A 15101-nucleotide genomic window follows, 5' to 3' on the forward strand; every position below is an offset into this window, starting at 1 on the left:
CCATGCAAAACCTGCAGATCAATGAACTGACAGAACGCTACACGGCGGCCATGGTGGAAGCGGTGCTGGGACAGAAACTCTGGTCCGGTGCAGTGACGTTGAAAACCGCCGATGATTTGAGCCGCTATCTGATGCTCGACACCCGTGACAGCGCGCAGCTGCAAGCTACCCGGACATCCTCGACCGTGCGCTGCCTGCAAGAGCATATCCAGTCGGTATACAGCGGCATGGAAAAGGGTTACGAAGGCAGCCATTTCGAAGACGACGACTTGCAGTACTGGTATCAGTTTCTCAGCCACTACAGCACCTGGTCGGCCAATGTGCTGCTCAAGGATCAGGCGGAAAACTACATCGTGCCTTCGCTGCGTCTGAAAAAAACCACCTTGTTCCGTGCCCTTGAAAACAGCCTGAACCAGATGCGTTTGACGAGTGCGTCGGTGCAACAGGGCTTGATGGAGTACACCCAGGCTTTCCAGCGCCTGTGCGATCTGGATGTGCTCAGCGGCTACATCGATGGCGAGAATGTTCAGGACGCCCGCTATTACCTGGTGGGCCAGGAGCGGACGGCGCCATTCGCCTATTTCCTGCGAAGTGTGAAGGTCGAGCTGGACAAAGACAGCCGCAAGATCAACCCCGCCGCCTGGGGCGAGTGGCAGAAGGTCGAACTTGCCACAACCGGTAGCGTCGTCGATATCCGCTGTGTGAACTGGCTCGGGCTGCCGGTAATGGTCTGGTGCGAGTGGCGTGATCGTCAGATCGACAGTAACGGTGTGGTGCAGACCCCGTGGTCGCTGGAGATCAAACTTGCGTTCAGCGCCCTGAACGGCCAATGGTCAGCGCCGCTGTCGCTGCATAAACGCGATTGCGAGTACGACGTGTCCAACGGACGGCTGACGGTCGTGTCGCTGGGCGACGGTGATCCCCGAGATGATCGACTGGCTGTCTGTTACACCAATCGGCACAGCCTGGACGGGCAGATGCCGCGGCACGACATCGAGATCCATGAAACCCGCGACGCGCTGTTTCGTAAGGTCAACGATGATACGGCGACTTTGCTGGCAATGACATTCGGGCGTTTCAGTGATGTGGCCAGCCTGCAACAAAAGGTGGTGCCGGCCGACTACTCGACAGTCAAGGTCAGCAGCACAGTGGAAACGCCCGGCAGCATCAACGGTAACCTTGAGATCGACGCGATCTATACCCGCGAGCGTGCAACGGACGGTAACTTTTATGAAGTGCTCCGAGTGCGCGGGCGCTGCGATGCGGTCAGGGAGCAGGGGCGAGTGCTTGAACGCCTGTCGCTCGGTTGGCGAGCGACCACAGCCAATACCTCCTTCGACATCCGCATCGTCGAGGCCGGCGAGCAGCAACTGCGGATCAGCCTGACCACTCGCCGGATGCCGGTAGAGGCTCACACCGTTGAGTTGATGGCGGGTTCGGAGAGGGAAAATGTCCACTCTTTTGCCATCGCTGATTTCGTTGAGACGACACCCGGCGACGGCATTTGGCTGGCCGAGGCCGTCGCCCCCCTGACCAATGAATTGCTCGCGGTCCTGCTGAACAGAACCCAGGACGAAGTGCGCGCCGGCGCCGGTTTTTCCATCACCGGTCTGGGCGATGCGGTTTTGAATGAGCAGAACCAACTGCTGCCCAGGATCCTTTATACCCCGGTGATGTTCAGTCTGGTGTTCGGTGCCCGGACTCAGGACGATCCTGCGGACTGGGTTTCGACCGGCTTTCTGGATGGTCACTATGCGACAGCTTGGCGTACCTATCGTCGTCAAGCGCCATCGCTGGGCATCAACAATTTTCCGATCGACACGCCGATCGAATTTGCTTTCGGTGAGGTGGCCGAAGGGCAAAAAGGTCATGGCCGCAGCAAGTTTGCCGTCACGCTCAAGGAGCGGCCGCGGTTGTACCTGACGCCTTCCATCGACAAGAGCAGCAGCGAGGGCGCGCAGTTCCTGAGTTTCAACAACAGTGCTCAGGCGCTCAGGTTTTCGCGCTTGAACTCCACGTTCGGCCCGGTGCTGACCAGTCGCGCGGCGGTCTCGGTGGATGCGCTGCTCGCCTGGGATACCCAGCATGTCGAGGAGCCGCGCATGCCTGATGGCAGTATCGAGGAGAACGGGCCGTTCGATGGCTGCAACGGTTTGTACTTCTGGGAGCTGTTCTTTCATACGCCGGATCTGGTCGGTGCGCGCTTGTCGGCAGAAGATCGCCAGCGCGAGGCGCAAGGCTGGTACGAATACGTGTTCGACCCGCTGGCGCGCAAGGTGGTGGCTAGTGTAAGTCCTGACCCCGAAACCCCTCCGATGATCCCGGCACCGGCCTATTGGCGCTGCCGCCCCCTGCAGAACGAAAACATCGAGTGTTCGTATGAAAGCGCGGCGCCTTCAGACCCGGATGCCATTGGCTATTGCGCGCCGGTGCATTTCAAGATCGCGATTTTCCTGCGTTATGTGGAAAACCTGATCGCGTGGGGCGATGCGCTTTATCGCCATCTGGATTACGACAGCATGGTGCATGCGGGGCTCAATTACAGCAGAGCGCTGACCTTGCTCGGTGAGGAGCCGATCACACGCACAGCGAGCAAATGGCAGGCGAAAAAGCTCCGTGACGTCCTGAGTCTGGTCAGCCGGCGCGATCCGCTCAAGGCATTTGAAGCGAGCCTTGCACTCACTCCGGCCGATGTACCGTCGTCGATGCCGATCACGCCTTATTTCGATCTGCTGGGCTCGGAAGCATTTCGTCCCGGGATCAATGAAAGGCCCAAAGCGCTGTGGAATCTGCTCAACTCGCGGCAGCACAACTTGCGCAACAATCGTTCGATCGATGGCCAGCCCCTGTCGATCCCCTTGTTCAGCCGGACGATGGATCCGCTGGAGCTGTTGCGCGCTCAGGCCAATGGCGGTCAGGGCGTGGCGCGTAATCCGGGAGGCCAGGTGCAGGTGGTGCCGTACAAATGGCGAGCCGTTTATAACCTGGCGCTACAGGGCGTGGAATTTCTGATCCAGCAGGAAGATCAGTTGCGTACCTGGCTGGAATTGCGCGATCGCGGTGAGCTGGAAACGCTGCAGCAAAGTCATCTTATCGAGCTGGCCGATTACACCATGGCGATCCATGAATCGACGATTGCCCAGATCGAGGCGACTGCCGCGTCGTTGCGCCAAAGCGAGAGCATGGTCAACGCCCGCGCGCAGCACTATGAGACGCTGGCCAGGGAAGGGGTTTCCGAGGCCGAGAATCTTGTTCTGCAAAAAAGCCGATCGGCCCGGGACTGGGCGGTAGGTGTCCAGACCAGCCGGATATTGGGGGGGGCACTGGATACGCTGCCCAATATTGCCGGGGCCTCTTTCGGCGGCTACCGTCTTGCCGGCCCGTTCTATGCGTTGGCCGATAGCCTTCAGATCGGTGCAGACAACTTGCGCGGCGAGGCCGAAGAACTCGGCGTCATCGAGCAGTACCGACGCCGCCAGCAGGAATGGGAGTTGGCCCGGGATCAATCGTTGGCCGAATTGCGGGTGCTGCGCGAACAGTTGCTGGCGCAGGAACATAGCCTCGATGCGGCCCGTGCCGGTTTGCAGCAGAGCCAGATCGTCAACAAACAGGTCTTGGCTGTATATGCGTTCTATCAGAGTCGCGCGACGGGCCCAGCGCTGACCAACTGGGTGGTCGGCCAGGTCAAGACCTTGATTTATCAGGTCTACGATGTCGTCGCCGGTCTGTGCCTGTGCGCTGAAACCTGTTGGCAGTATGAATTGGGCGATTACCAGAGCCGGTTCGTCCGACCCGATGTATGGATGGACGCCTGCCACGGATTCACCACCGGCCAGTCGCTGAAACTCGATTTGCTGCGCATGGCCGCGGCGCGCATCAAACGTGACGAACACCGGCTGCAACTGGTCAAGACGATATCCCTGCGCACACTGGATTCGGCCGCTTGGGCGGACTTCAAAACATCGGGGACGCTGGCAATCAAGCTCAATGAAAAACTCTTCAACGAAGACTATCCGGGGCATTACTGCCGGCAGGTCATAGGTTTGTCTCTGACTTTTCCCGGTCTCCTGGGGCCGTATCAGAATATCTGCGCGACGTTCGTACAAATCACCAGTTCCACCTTGCTGGAACCAGACCTTGAGGCGGTCAAGTATCTGCATGACCCGGCCAGCGGCAATCCTGCGCCCGGCACGCTGGTGCAGAACCTGCGGCCTTACCAGCAGATCGGTCTGTCCCTGGGGCTGGACGACAACGGTATCGCCATGCGGATCGACGATGAGCGTTACCTGCCTTTCGAAGGCACCGGCGTGCACGCCGAATATGTACTAACCCTGCCGCGCCATGACCAACTCGCTCAAGCAAGCCTTCTGGGTTCATTGACAGACGTCATTCTGACGCTGGTGTATCAGGCGCGCGATGGTGGGCAGGCGTTCGCTGCTCAGGTCGAAGAGTTACTCCAATCCAGCCCCGTCAACTATCCGCCCGCTACGGCCATGCGCGCCCAACGGGCAGGGAAGCAACTGCCATGAGTGAACACACTATCCACGCCCGCCACAACTTCATCGTTAACGGCGATTTCATCCAGGACCTGAGTGACTGGAAGATCAATGACGAACGTAAGGTCAGCCGCCAGGAAGGTTTGTGGCAGGGCCAAACGATCGGCTTCATGAACGCCACGAACATGGGCGAAGGCTTGCAGTCCATCTCACTGGCAACGCGGCCGCGCCCTACACCGCGCAGGGCCGAATACAAATTGCTGTTTTCCTACGAGGCAGTCCAGGGCGCGGAAGGTACGTTGCGGATCAATCCCGGACTCGGCGGGGAGGTGGATCTGCGGCTGGTGCCTTCACGCCAGAGGGCGACTGAGTTGCAAGTCAGCCCTGACGGCCTGCTGCTGGATCTTAATCTGGTCGAATATTCGCACACGCTTGCCCTGGAGACTGAAGAGCAGACCGTCACCTTCACCGTTATGAGTCCGGACAACGGCGGGCCGGGTCGCCCGGGTGCGGTACGTTTCACCTCGGCGCGCGTCGAGTTGTTTCTTGAAGACTTGCGACTGGACAGTGTGTCAATCGACGGTGTCGCACAACCGTCCGACGACAGGCTGCACCTGTGCTTCGGTGCCGTGCATGAGATGACTCTGCAACTGGCCAGCGACAGTGTCTGGATCGATACGCGGGCGGGACTGCTCGTCGACGATGCGGAGCAGGATCCCGAGAATATTCTGACTGCCGGTCCGCTCTGGGGGCGGGAGCATCCTGTGACCGATCCCTGGGCGATCAACTGCGCCGGGATTACTCAGGACACAGAAATCGAGCGCACCCTGGGCGTGCGAAGTGAGTACACCGCTGACACCTATGCGTTGCCGGTGGTTTGCGGGCATTTCCAGCTCGACGTCATCGCGTTGCAGGAACCCGAGTGGTATCCGGTGATCGACCTCGCGCAGCACATGGAACTTTCAGTCCGTGTGCAAGCGCATTACACCGAAGCAGCGCTGGCCAACCGTGAGGTCACCTGGACGCTCAAGGGCACCAATGGCGAAGATGATGTCGTATTGGCCGTTCAGCCTTCGGATCCCAACGGCGAGTCGCGTTTGATCTGGACGCCCGACATTGCTGGTGAGTGGCTGATCGAAGCGTCGGTCGACAGTTATTACGCAAAGGAAGAAGCCCGGCATGTGTTTGCGGTCCGGGTACTGAAAGAGGATCCCTGGGTGAGCGCCCGGTTTGCCCTCGACGGGCCTCCACGCGATGGGATCTGGGGCAGCGCGACGGCCCATCCTTGCCGGGGCGCGAACCATGCGGTGTCGCTGGCATTTGCAGAGAAGCACTTCCTGGCCGACACCGAACTGGCGTTGCATTGGGCTGGGGAGGACACTCCGGACGGACTGGGCATGAACTTTATGCCGCTGCTGGACGACGGCAACCCGCTGCAGGAGCCAGGACAGGTATGGACGATGGCGTGTGGCAATCTGCGCGACAGCTTTTTCACATTCAATGTCAGTTGTTCGAAGTTGCTGCAGCCTTCGCCCCCGCAGGCGCTGGCACTGGCGCATAACTGGCTGGAACTGGGGGAAGTGAAGCTGCCGACCCGCTTTCCTTCGGTGGGTGGGGCGGCGTTGCCGGTGCAGATTCAGGTGCTGTCGAGGGTTCCGGGTGTAGGGGCCGTTAGCGGCGTCGGTGTACAGTGGTTTCTTGACGGCACGCTGGACCAGACGCTGTCGACGGGCGCCGACGGTTGGTCGCAGTACGCCTTCAACCCCCAGGAAGAAGGCTCGTCTACCGTTACAGCGAGGATTGTCAGTCACTATGACCAGCAAACCCTCGAATACCGGTTCGAGATCACCGTGTTGCCGGAAAATCCGCTAGCGCAATTGACCGCGGTGACGTTGGCAGGCGAGGCCGCCGGGACGGTTGGCGTGCTGTGTGCGCGCAATGCCGAACCGGTCGAATTGCTGGTCAAACCGGTGGGAGAGACTCTGGTTGGCGAGCCGTTTTATCTAAAGCTGATAGGTGAGGACGGCTCCGTTGTGGATTTTCAGGTTGAGCCTGATCCGGGTATTCCCCGACTTTTGCCGAAAGAAGGTTTGTCCTGGCAGGTCAGTTCTACGTCCAGTACCAGTGGCCGTTTTCTGTTGTACCTGTGTCATGAAGAGATCACGCCTTATGAATTGGCGGGTAGATTGTTCTCCTCGGTTCTGCAAGACGAGGGGATATTCAGCTTTGATGAACGACCGCTGGACGGCACCAGTACTTCCTATCCCTGTCTGGGCGGTCAACATCGCCTGCAATTCCTGCCCAATCCCGAAAGCGTGTTGACTGGCCTGGATGTCACTGCCCGATGGGTGAATGACGCGAACCTATCGCTCAATGCCACGCTTGCTCCTGACTATGCGCGCGAGTTGCCCAGCAATGGCCTGGACTGGACGCTGGATGCAGTCAACAGTACTGAGCGCGCAGAGTCGGCGCTGGCGGTGACCCTGCCGCAGGCGCACTTCGACTATCCGCCAATGAAGATGTTGCTGGACCATAACCGGCTCGAAATCGCCGAAGTGCGCGGGCCGACGTTTGACCTGTTTATCGGTGAAAGCACTTTTCTGGAAGTCAGGAGTCGCTCTTTCTACACCGGTCGCGCCGTACCGGGAACGGAAGTCAGCTTTGCCTATCAGGGGGCTGAAACCCCCGTGCGGACTGAAGATAATGGCTGGGCCCGTTTTGCATTTACCGCCACGCAACCGGGCAGCATTACGGTAGTTGCCACGGTGCCGAGCCCGTACGACGAAACAGACGTCGCACCTTCATTCACCTTCGAGTTCACGGTGCTGGCGGCGGTCGTTGCACCGGATACCGCAACGGCGCTGCCGGACTCGAACCCTCTTGAGGAAATTGTGGATACAGCGCGAGACCAACAGCCCAAGTCCGTGAGGGCCGAGATTGCCGAGGTACGAGAACCTACGTTCGACCCGCAAGTAGGGGAAAGCGTAGTAATGGGCCTGAAGATTCGCTTGTCGGACACTCGCCATGCGGCCTCCGGTGTTGAAGTGATTTTCTGGACCGGGCAAAGCACTGTTCGGGTGGTGACGGACAGCGAAGGCTGGGCGTTTTTTTCCTGGCAGGTGGTCTCGGCCGGGGATATTGAGGTGCTCGCCACACTGGATCAACTCGATGAGGCGCTGAATCCGGCTCGCTCCCATCTGTTCAAATTCACATCAATGAATGCCAATGTCTGGGACGATGCACTGATTCAGTTGAACGATGTCGGAAAAACGGTCTGGGGCGAGAAAACCCTGTTTCCCCGAACTCAGCAGGTACACACCATCTGGTTATCGGTCGACAACGCCACCAGTCACCTGCTCAATCGCGACATCTGTCTTGGATTGAAAGGCTACTCAACGGCTCTGGAACTTGGGTTGACCAGCGTGCAACCGGCATTGGGCACGTATCGCCGATTGACCAGTGCGGGTTTGAGTTGGCAATGCACGGGAACCATTGGTGGGGCTTATGCCCTGCAACTGGAAGCTTCGCGCCTGCTCAAGCGATCGCCGCTCAATCCGATGTCTTTGGGGCCGGCGCCGTCGGCCGGGCAGAGTGAGGACTAGAACAGCGCTGCTTTTTTCAAGCTCAGGTATTGCGTCACCAGACCCGGCCCGAACGCCTCGGGCCGGGTTTGCAGGACCGAAATGCCATGCGCGATCAATTGCTCTCGGCATTGCGCACTGGCATTCAGGTAGTCGACCGTGGCGCAATAGGTCAACGCTTCATCGAGGCTTTGCACCGGCTGCTGACGCAACTGGTCCAGCACCTCCTCCTGAAGACTGGCAACCAGCACCCGGTGCTGGCTGCTCAAGCGTTTGACCGTGTCCAGCAGCTCTTCATCATCGACATCACGCAGATTGGTGACCAGTATCACCAATGCCCGACGTTTTTGCCTGGCCAGCAACTGGCTGGCCGCTGCCCGGTAGTCGGCCGGCCGTTGGCCGCTGTCGAGATCGTAGACCGAGTTGAGCAGGTCGGTGAGTTGTCTCGAGCCTTTGGCTGGCGCCAGATAACGCACTTGATCGCCGGCAAATGTACACAGGCCCACAGCATCGCCCTGACGCAAGGCCACGTAACTCAGCAGCAGGCAGGCGTTGAGCGCATGGTCGAAGTGCGACAGCTCGCCATCCTGACTGCGCATGCGTTGGCCACAGTCGAGCAGAAAAATGATCTGCTGGTCGCGTTCGTCCTCGTATTCCCGGGTAATCGGAGCGCGCTGGCGGGCAGTGGCTTTCCAGTCGATCTGGCGCAGGCTGTCGCCTTCGCGAAATTCGCGCAGTTGATGAAATTCCTGGCCCTGGCCGCGACGCTGACGCTGACGCACGCCGAGGCGGTTGAGCCAGTTATCCACCGCGAGCAACTCACCGCCGTAAAGCCGGGCGAAATCCGGGTAGACGCGGGTGTGGTCGGTGAGGCCAACCAGGCGTTTTGCCGTCCACAGGCCAAAGGGGCTGGGCAGGCTGATTTCGCAGTGTTCGAAGGTGAAGTGACCGCGCTTGAGCGGGCGCAGGCGATAGCCAGCCTGGCAGCACTGGCCCGGTTGCAGTTCGACTGACAGCGGCAGGTTTTCGCTGGCCAGGCCTTCCGGCACATGGTCAAACAGTTCGATGCGCAATGGCTCGGCAAAGTCGTGTTCGATACCGAGGTGTATTTCACCCCAGCGCCCCAGCGCCAGGCTGCCGGGGACTTGCCGGTCGAGCCGTGGCGAGGGCCGGCGATACAGCCGCACCGCATCGAAAATTGCCAAGGTCAGCAACGCCAGCAGCAAGCCCCAGTTGATCGACAGGATGCTGGCGGGCACCTCGATGGCGAGAGCTCGCAGCGTGCCTGTCAGCACGCCGATGACGCACAGAACCGCGAGCCAGATGAGCAAAAGGCGCGAGGGTTTCATGGCGCGGTACCGCAAAGATCAGCGCCCGCGACAGCTCCTGCACCGGTCACCATGCCCCGCAGGAGCAGCCGACGGCGATGATCTTTTGAGCTTGCAAAGATAGTCACAGGCGCGGCGCCGGCGTCTGGTCGAGTAATTGCTGCAGCACCTGATCGACCTGCAAACCTTCAATATCCAGCTCCGGCGCAATGCGCACACGGTGACGCAGCACCGCCAGTGCACAACCCTTGATGTCGTCCGGAATCACAAATTCACCACCGCGCAATAACGCACGAGCCCGGGCACAGCGCACCAGCGCGATAGACGCCCGAGGCCCGGCACCCAGAGTCAGGCCGGGCCAGCTGCGGGTGCTGCGCGCCAGGCGCACGGCATAGTCGAGCACCTGATCGTCCAGCGGCAAATCACTGGCAATGCGCTGCAGGGCCTGCACGTCCTTGGCTTGCAACACCGTGCGCAACGGCTGCACATCGAGCATGTCGGCGCGGGTCGAGCGGCTGACCTGACGCACCATGTTCAGTTCCTGATCGGCGTCCGGGTAATCCATGCGAACCTTGAGCATGAAGCGATCGAGTTCGGCTTCCGGCAGCGGATAGGTGCCTTCCTGTTCGATCGGGTTTTGCGTGGCGAGCACCATGAACGGCTGAGCGATGGGCAGCGCCCGACCTTCGAGGGTGACCTGGCGTTCCTGCATCGCTTCAAGCAGTGCCGCCTGGGTTTTCGCTGGCGCACGGTTGATCTCGTCGGCCAGCAGCAGGTTGGTGAACAGCGGTCCCTTGCGCAGCTTGAACTGCTCGGTGTGCAGGTCGTACACCGCATGACCAGTGACGTCGCTGGGCATCAGGTCGGGGGTGAACTGGATGCGCGCGAACTCACCGCCGAAGCAACGCGCCAACGCCCGCACCAGCAAGGTCTTGCCCAAACCGGGCACGCCTTCGAGCAACACATGACCACCGGCAATCAGCGCGGTCAGCACATCATCGATCACCGCCTCCTGCCCGATCACGGCCTTGTGCAATTCGTTGCGCACTGCTTGCGCCAACTGGCTGGCACGCTGGCGTTGCTGGGCGACGTGACCGGCGCTGCCGGGCTCGATGTGTTCACTCATAGCGTGTTCCTCAAGGTTTGCAGGTGGGCGACCTGGCGGCTGAAGTCAGCGGCGGACATGCGCTGTTTCGGCGCTGGGCTCAGGGCCTGACTGATAGCGCGGGTCGGTTGCCGGGTCAGGCGCGACAGCACCAGCCATTGCTCGGCAACGTTCAATTGGTCGAAGCCGGGATGCCGGCGCCGCGCGCGGCGCAGTACATCCTGTTGCAAGGCTTGCAACAGCGTGTGCTGGCCGTTGTGGCGCAGGATGAAATCGGCACTGGCGCGCAGGTGTTCCCGTAACTGTCGACGACCTGCCGGGGCCGGCGCCTGAACGGGCCCGTGGCGGACAGCGACGTGCCAGAGCCACAGGCCGATCAGCGCCAGCAGGGCGACGATAGCCTGCGGAAAATAACGCCAAAGCAGGCTCGGCAGGCCCTCGTGTTCTGTGTTGTAGATGAGGGTGACGGCAGTGTCGGCGCTCAGATACCAGAGCAGCCAGGCGTTGTCGTATTTGGCAATCGACGGGGTTTTCCACAGGTCGGCATCGGTGACCACGGTGACGGTGCCGAGGCCGTAGGCCAGTTGCATCATGTGGGTGGCCTTGGCGCTATTGGCCCAGGCCTGCGCGAGATTGTTCGGGTCTTCGAGGTGAAAATCGGTGTCGAAACCGGCGTAGGCCGGTGCGTCTTCGTCCTCCAGATACAGCTTGGTCAGTTGCGCAAAGCGGTCTTTTTCCTGATCTTTGGGTGGATCCTTCAAGTCCTTGCTCAGGAACTGATGCAACTGCACCCGATCGAGCAGTAAATCATTGCTCTGTTTGCTGCGCTCATCCCACAGCGATTCGGCGACAAACACCAGTCGACCACCCGCGCGGGTCCAGTTGAGGACTTGATCGATCTCGCGTGGCGGCATCTTCGAGCGCTCACCGAACAGCAGCAGCGTGTGGCCATGCGGGTCGATATCGGCAAGTACCGACGGGCTTTGGGCATGACTGACGTTGAGGCCACGATCTCGCAGGAACATTTCTGCCGCCAGATAAGGATTGGCCTGCGCGGCTGGCGAGGGGCCGTGATCGACGACTTCCTGATAAGGCCGGGCCTTGATGAACAAATAGATGCTCAACGTGCCCAGCAGCACGACGATCAAAGCGCCGGTCAGCCACAGAGAACGCCGGTTCAACGGGCCATTTCCTGATCGAACAGGGCGCGCCAGCCACTGCACAACTCTTGTTGCAGGTGTGCCGGTGGAATCCGGTGCCCGTAGGCCATGTTCTGCCAGTGCCGGGTCAGGCTGTGGCTGTAGAGAAGCAGTTCGGGACGTTGCAATTGTTCAATGCGGGCCAGTACCTGGTTTTCCGTGTCGGCGGGTTTCAGTGTCAGGGCAAAATCGTGTACCAGTTGGCTGAGCAGGCCTCGATAGAGCAGTCCCAACGCGGCACGCGGATCGCTCAGCCAGAGTTGTTCGGCGCTGCCGGCAATGTCGCCGGGCAGGGTTTCCCGGTTCAGGTCCAGGCCGAAGGCTTGTTGTGGCAGCGGGCGTTTGATGCGCGTTGGCAGACTCGGCTGGCGACTGACGAAGGTGCGCAGAAACTCGCGATAGCGCCAGATCAGCCAGCCGAGTGCTGCAATCAGCGTGGCCCACAACAGTACTTCAATGACCTTGGCGAGAACGTTGAAATGCTGACCGTCGAGCCAGCCCAGCAAGGTTTTCAGCCACTGCGGGGCTTCACCGGGTTTGTTCTCCGTGGCCGGTGCAGCCGGGTCGTCGCCAAACCGGTAACGGGTGACGGACTCCTTGTTCTTGAACGGTGCCTGCTCCAGCAGCGCCTTGATGCTGTCGTGCGAGGCCTGGCTGGTCAGTGGCTGATTGAGCAGGCGAGGAGCGCTCGGGGCATCGTCAGTATTGGTGGTTTCAGCGGCCCATGCCGGTTGCAGATTCGGCAGCAGCAGACAGATCACCAGCAGCAGGCCGAGCGCACCGTTGTTCAGGCGTTGGCGCAAGCGACGAAACACCAGTTCAATGTCCCAGGCTTCCAGCTGCGTGCGGCGGTTGAGGTAAAGGCTGAAGCCGCAGGCGACATAGACCGGTTCCCAGAGCACGAGGATCAGCGCGTAAAAAGCGTTGGTCAGATGTTCCAGCCAGCGCCAGTGATGATCGGCGGAGAGGATCAGGGTCTGCCAGTCCCAATCGGTTTCGATCTGCTGTGGCAGCAGCATGTAGAACAGCACCATCAAGCCGATCCACAGCGCGGTTTCCAGGTGCACGCCAATGATGGTCAGCCATTGCGCGGCGCCCGCATTGCGTTGCAACAACACTTGCAGGCGTTGTTGACGAGCAGTGCCGTCGAGGCCCTCGAGTTGCATCACCGGCATCGAAAAGCTGCGGCTCAGACTCAGGCGTCGCCAGGTCAGGCTGGCCAGCAGTTGTGGCCTGAGCAGGCGCGGCCATTCGCGCAGGGCCTGTTTGAGCGTAGGCGTTTCGCCGAACAGCGCTTTTGACAGGATGTACAGCGGCAAGCGCTCATAGACAGGTTTCAGCCACCAGAAAATGAATACGGCCAGCGACGGCGAATCCCACAGCAGCAGGCTGAGCAAGATAAACAGGGGCAGGGTGACGATCGCCCAACTGCTCATCAGCAGGCGTCGATGGCGCTGGCTCATGAGCACGCCGAGGTCCATGGCTTCCCAGGTGGTGCGCGGGCGGATCACTACGGTGGCGTCACTCAGGCGCATGGCGGGTCCTTCCGGCGAACAGCAGGTACATCGCCACCAACGCCCAAAGCGCTGCGCCAACGGCATATTTGGTCAGCGGCGTGACAGTTGTTTTCGCCGACCAATAGGCCTCGATGAAGGCGGCAATCAGCAGGAACAGCATGACCCCGCAGATCAGCAACACGCTTTTGCGCGCGGCCAGTCGCAGCGCTTCGCCGCGTGTCAGGCGTCCCGGCGCTATCAATGCCCAACCCAGTTTCAAGCCGGCGGCACCGGCGAGGGCAATGGCGCTGAGTTCAAAGGCCCCGTGGCCGATCACAAACGGCCAGAATGTCTGGCCGAAACCGATTTCGCTCAGGTGACCGGCCACGGCGCCGATCACCAGACCGTTGTAGAACAGAAAGAACGCACTGCCGACACCGGCGAGCAATCCGCTGGCGAAGGTCTGAAAAGCGATGCCGATGTTGTGCATCACGTAGTAACCGAACATCACCCAGTCTTCGCTGGCCGCGCGTTCGGTGGTTCGCCCGAGGTGCCCGGCGACCGGATCGTACATACCTTGCATCTCGCGCACCTGATCGGCGGGAATCAGGTTGTAGACCAGTTCGGGAAACGCATGAACCAGCACGCCGACACCGATCAGGCTGCCGAAAAACAACAGGCCGGCAACCAGCACGAAGGGCCATTCGCTGCGAACCAGTCGCGGGAAATCAGCGAGGATAAAACTGAGCAGATTGGCGCCGAGTCGACTGCGATGGCGATAAAGCTGCTGATGGCCGCGCAACGCCTGTTGCTGCAATGAGTCGATCAGAAAACTGCTGTAGCCACGTTCCTGCGCCAGTGCCAGGTGCTGGCAAAGCCTGCGATACGCTTTGGGGAAACCGCTGACCTGCGAGGTTTGCTTGCCGCGCTCAAGGTGTTCGAGTGCCAGTGCAAAGCGCTCCCATTCGGCCTTGTGACGACTCTCGAAAAGGCTCTGTTTCATATCGGGCCCAATAAGCCGCGAGCGATGCCGTTGAGTTCCGTAACCGCTTTCGGTGCGCTGATATGCAGGGGCTGGGCGAGCAGTGCCGCCAGCTCATTGACCCTTGCCGGTGATAACTCCCCCTGACGCTCGGCAAAACCGAGCACCGCGCGTTGTTCGTTGAGGGTCAGCGGGACCGGTGCACGCCGAGGTTCGGCGCCGGGCAATTGTGGACGGTTGAGCGCTCGTTCGGTGTAAACCACCAGCGTGCCGGCGGCGATGTCGCCGAGGCGTTTGAAGCTCGGGTGCTGCAGGCAACTGACGGCGCCGAAGAAATAGCCGAATGGCAGCAAGTCGACAAATCGCAGGAGGTTGCGCAGCAGCGAGGCTGACCAGCCGATCGGTGTGCCGTCATCGTGGACCACTCGCAGACCCATCCACTGCTTGCCCGGCGAGCGTCCCTGGCGCAGTACTTCGAACAGCACCATGTACCACCAGCTCACGGCAAACAGCAGCAGTGAGCCGAGGCCCATGCCGAGTTTGCCAAGGAAGGCGAGGGCGATGAACAGGACGCCGATGATCACCCCGCGCAAGCCCAGGTCGATCGTGAAAGCCACTCCACGCACCATCAACCCGGCCGGACGCAATGGCAGGTCGATGCCTTCCGGCGTTTCGACCTGGTGCCGCGTATCCAGCGGCGGGGTCAGCGGTGCTTTCCTTGGCGGTGCTGTGGGCTCGAGCATGGGCTACCTGATGTTCGCCTGTTCGGGGTGCAAGTGGGGCCGATGCTAGCAGCCTCTCGGGGGAAAACGACATAACTATGTATTGCACATCGTGTGGCACAAGGTGCTTGAATGACGCGAGGCTGGCCGCGACCGCGGTTGAACGCCTAGACTTCGCCGATCTTCAGTTCA

8 protein-coding genes are annotated in these 15101 nt (G+C 60.6%); 2 read left to right on the forward strand and 6 right to left on the reverse strand.

What is annotated here, in order from left to right:
• Nucleotides 1-2: 2 nt before the first annotated feature.
• Together ACIPIZ_RS17335 and ACIPIZ_RS17340 are read left to right on the forward strand one after the other, a co-directional pair.
• Nucleotides 3-4529: a neuraminidase-like domain-containing protein gene (locus ACIPIZ_RS17335; protein WP_401166278.1), complete on the forward strand. Its 4527-nt coding sequence runs from the start codon at nucleotides 3-5 to the stop codon at nucleotides 4527-4529.
• Nucleotides 4526-8098 carry an Ig-like domain-containing protein gene (locus ACIPIZ_RS17340; RefSeq protein WP_401166281.1) on the forward strand — a complete coding sequence of 1191 codons (3573 nt, stop codon included), beginning with the start codon at nucleotides 4526-4528 and terminating at the stop codon, nucleotides 8096-8098. The genes ACIPIZ_RS17335 and ACIPIZ_RS17340 overlap by 4 nt, the downstream gene beginning before the upstream one ends.
• On the opposite strand, the gene ACIPIZ_RS17345 is transcribed toward ACIPIZ_RS17340, so the two are convergent.
• The 6 genes from ACIPIZ_RS17345 to ACIPIZ_RS17370 all read right to left on the reverse strand — a co-directional run bounded on the left by ACIPIZ_RS17345 (nucleotide 8095) and on the right by ACIPIZ_RS17370 (nucleotide 14930).
• A complete protein-coding gene (locus ACIPIZ_RS17345) occupies nucleotides 8095-9426 on the reverse strand; it encodes a DUF58 domain-containing protein (protein ID WP_401166284.1) in 1332 nt (443 codons plus the stop codon). The genes ACIPIZ_RS17340 and ACIPIZ_RS17345 overlap by 4 nt on opposite strands.
• A gap of 103 nt (nucleotides 9427-9529) precedes the next feature.
• On the reverse strand, nucleotides 9530-10531 hold the full coding sequence (locus tag ACIPIZ_RS17350; protein WP_064391832.1) for a MoxR family ATPase: 1002 nt from the start codon (nucleotides 10529-10531) through the stop codon (nucleotides 9530-9532).
• Entirely contained in the window at nucleotides 10528-11691 is a 1164-nt protein-coding gene (locus tag ACIPIZ_RS17355) for a DUF4350 domain-containing protein (RefSeq protein ID WP_401166288.1), read from the reverse strand. Before ACIPIZ_RS17355 ends, ACIPIZ_RS17350 begins: the two co-directional genes overlap by 4 nt.
• Nucleotides 11688-13244 (reverse strand): DUF4129 domain-containing protein, encoded by a 1557-nt coding sequence (locus tag ACIPIZ_RS17360; protein WP_401166290.1) that lies wholly within the window; start codon nucleotides 13242-13244, stop codon nucleotides 11688-11690. The genes ACIPIZ_RS17355 and ACIPIZ_RS17360 overlap by 4 nt, the downstream gene beginning before the upstream one ends.
• The gene (locus tag ACIPIZ_RS17365) at nucleotides 13231-14208 is read right to left on the reverse strand and encodes a stage II sporulation protein M (protein ID WP_105707256.1); all 978 of its coding nucleotides are present in this window, start codon (nucleotides 14206-14208) and stop codon (nucleotides 13231-13233) included. Before ACIPIZ_RS17365 ends, ACIPIZ_RS17360 begins: the two co-directional genes overlap by 14 nt.
• Nucleotides 14205-14930, reverse strand: a complete 726-nt coding sequence (locus tag ACIPIZ_RS17370) for an RDD family protein (RefSeq protein WP_401166293.1) — start codon at nucleotides 14928-14930, stop codon at nucleotides 14205-14207. Before ACIPIZ_RS17370 ends, ACIPIZ_RS17365 begins: the two co-directional genes overlap by 4 nt.
• Nucleotides 14931-15101 lie beyond the last annotated feature (171 nt).

It is taken from the genome of Pseudomonas sp. NPDC087690 (assembly GCF_044743175.1).
GTDB lineage: Bacteria > Pseudomonadota > Gammaproteobacteria > Pseudomonadales > Pseudomonadaceae > Aquipseudomonas.

Excerpts from the sequence above, each read along its gene's own strand:
- ACIPIZ_RS17340 (WP_401166281.1), top strand. The coding sequence starts at position 4,526 with ATGAGTGAACACACTATCCACGCCCGCCACAACTTCATCGTTAACGGC.
- ACIPIZ_RS17345 (WP_401166284.1), bottom strand. The coding sequence starts at position 9,426 with ATGAAACCCTCGCGCCTTTTGCTCATCTGGCTCGCGGTTCTGTGCGTC.
- ACIPIZ_RS17370 (WP_401166293.1), bottom strand. The coding sequence starts at position 14,930 with ATGCTCGAGCCCACAGCACCGCCAAGGAAAGCACCGCTGACCCCGCCG.
- ACIPIZ_RS17335 (WP_401166278.1), top strand. The coding sequence starts at position 3 with ATGCAAAACCTGCAGATCAATGAACTGACAGAACGCTACACGGCGGCC.
- ACIPIZ_RS17365 (WP_105707256.1), bottom strand. The coding sequence starts at position 14,208 with ATGAAACAGAGCCTTTTCGAGAGTCGTCACAAGGCCGAATGGGAGCGC.
- ACIPIZ_RS17350 (WP_064391832.1), bottom strand. The coding sequence starts at position 10,531 with ATGAGTGAACACATCGAGCCCGGCAGCGCCGGTCACGTCGCCCAGCAA.
- ACIPIZ_RS17360 (WP_401166290.1), bottom strand. The coding sequence starts at position 13,244 with ATGCGCCTGAGTGACGCCACCGTAGTGATCCGCCCGCGCACCACCTGG.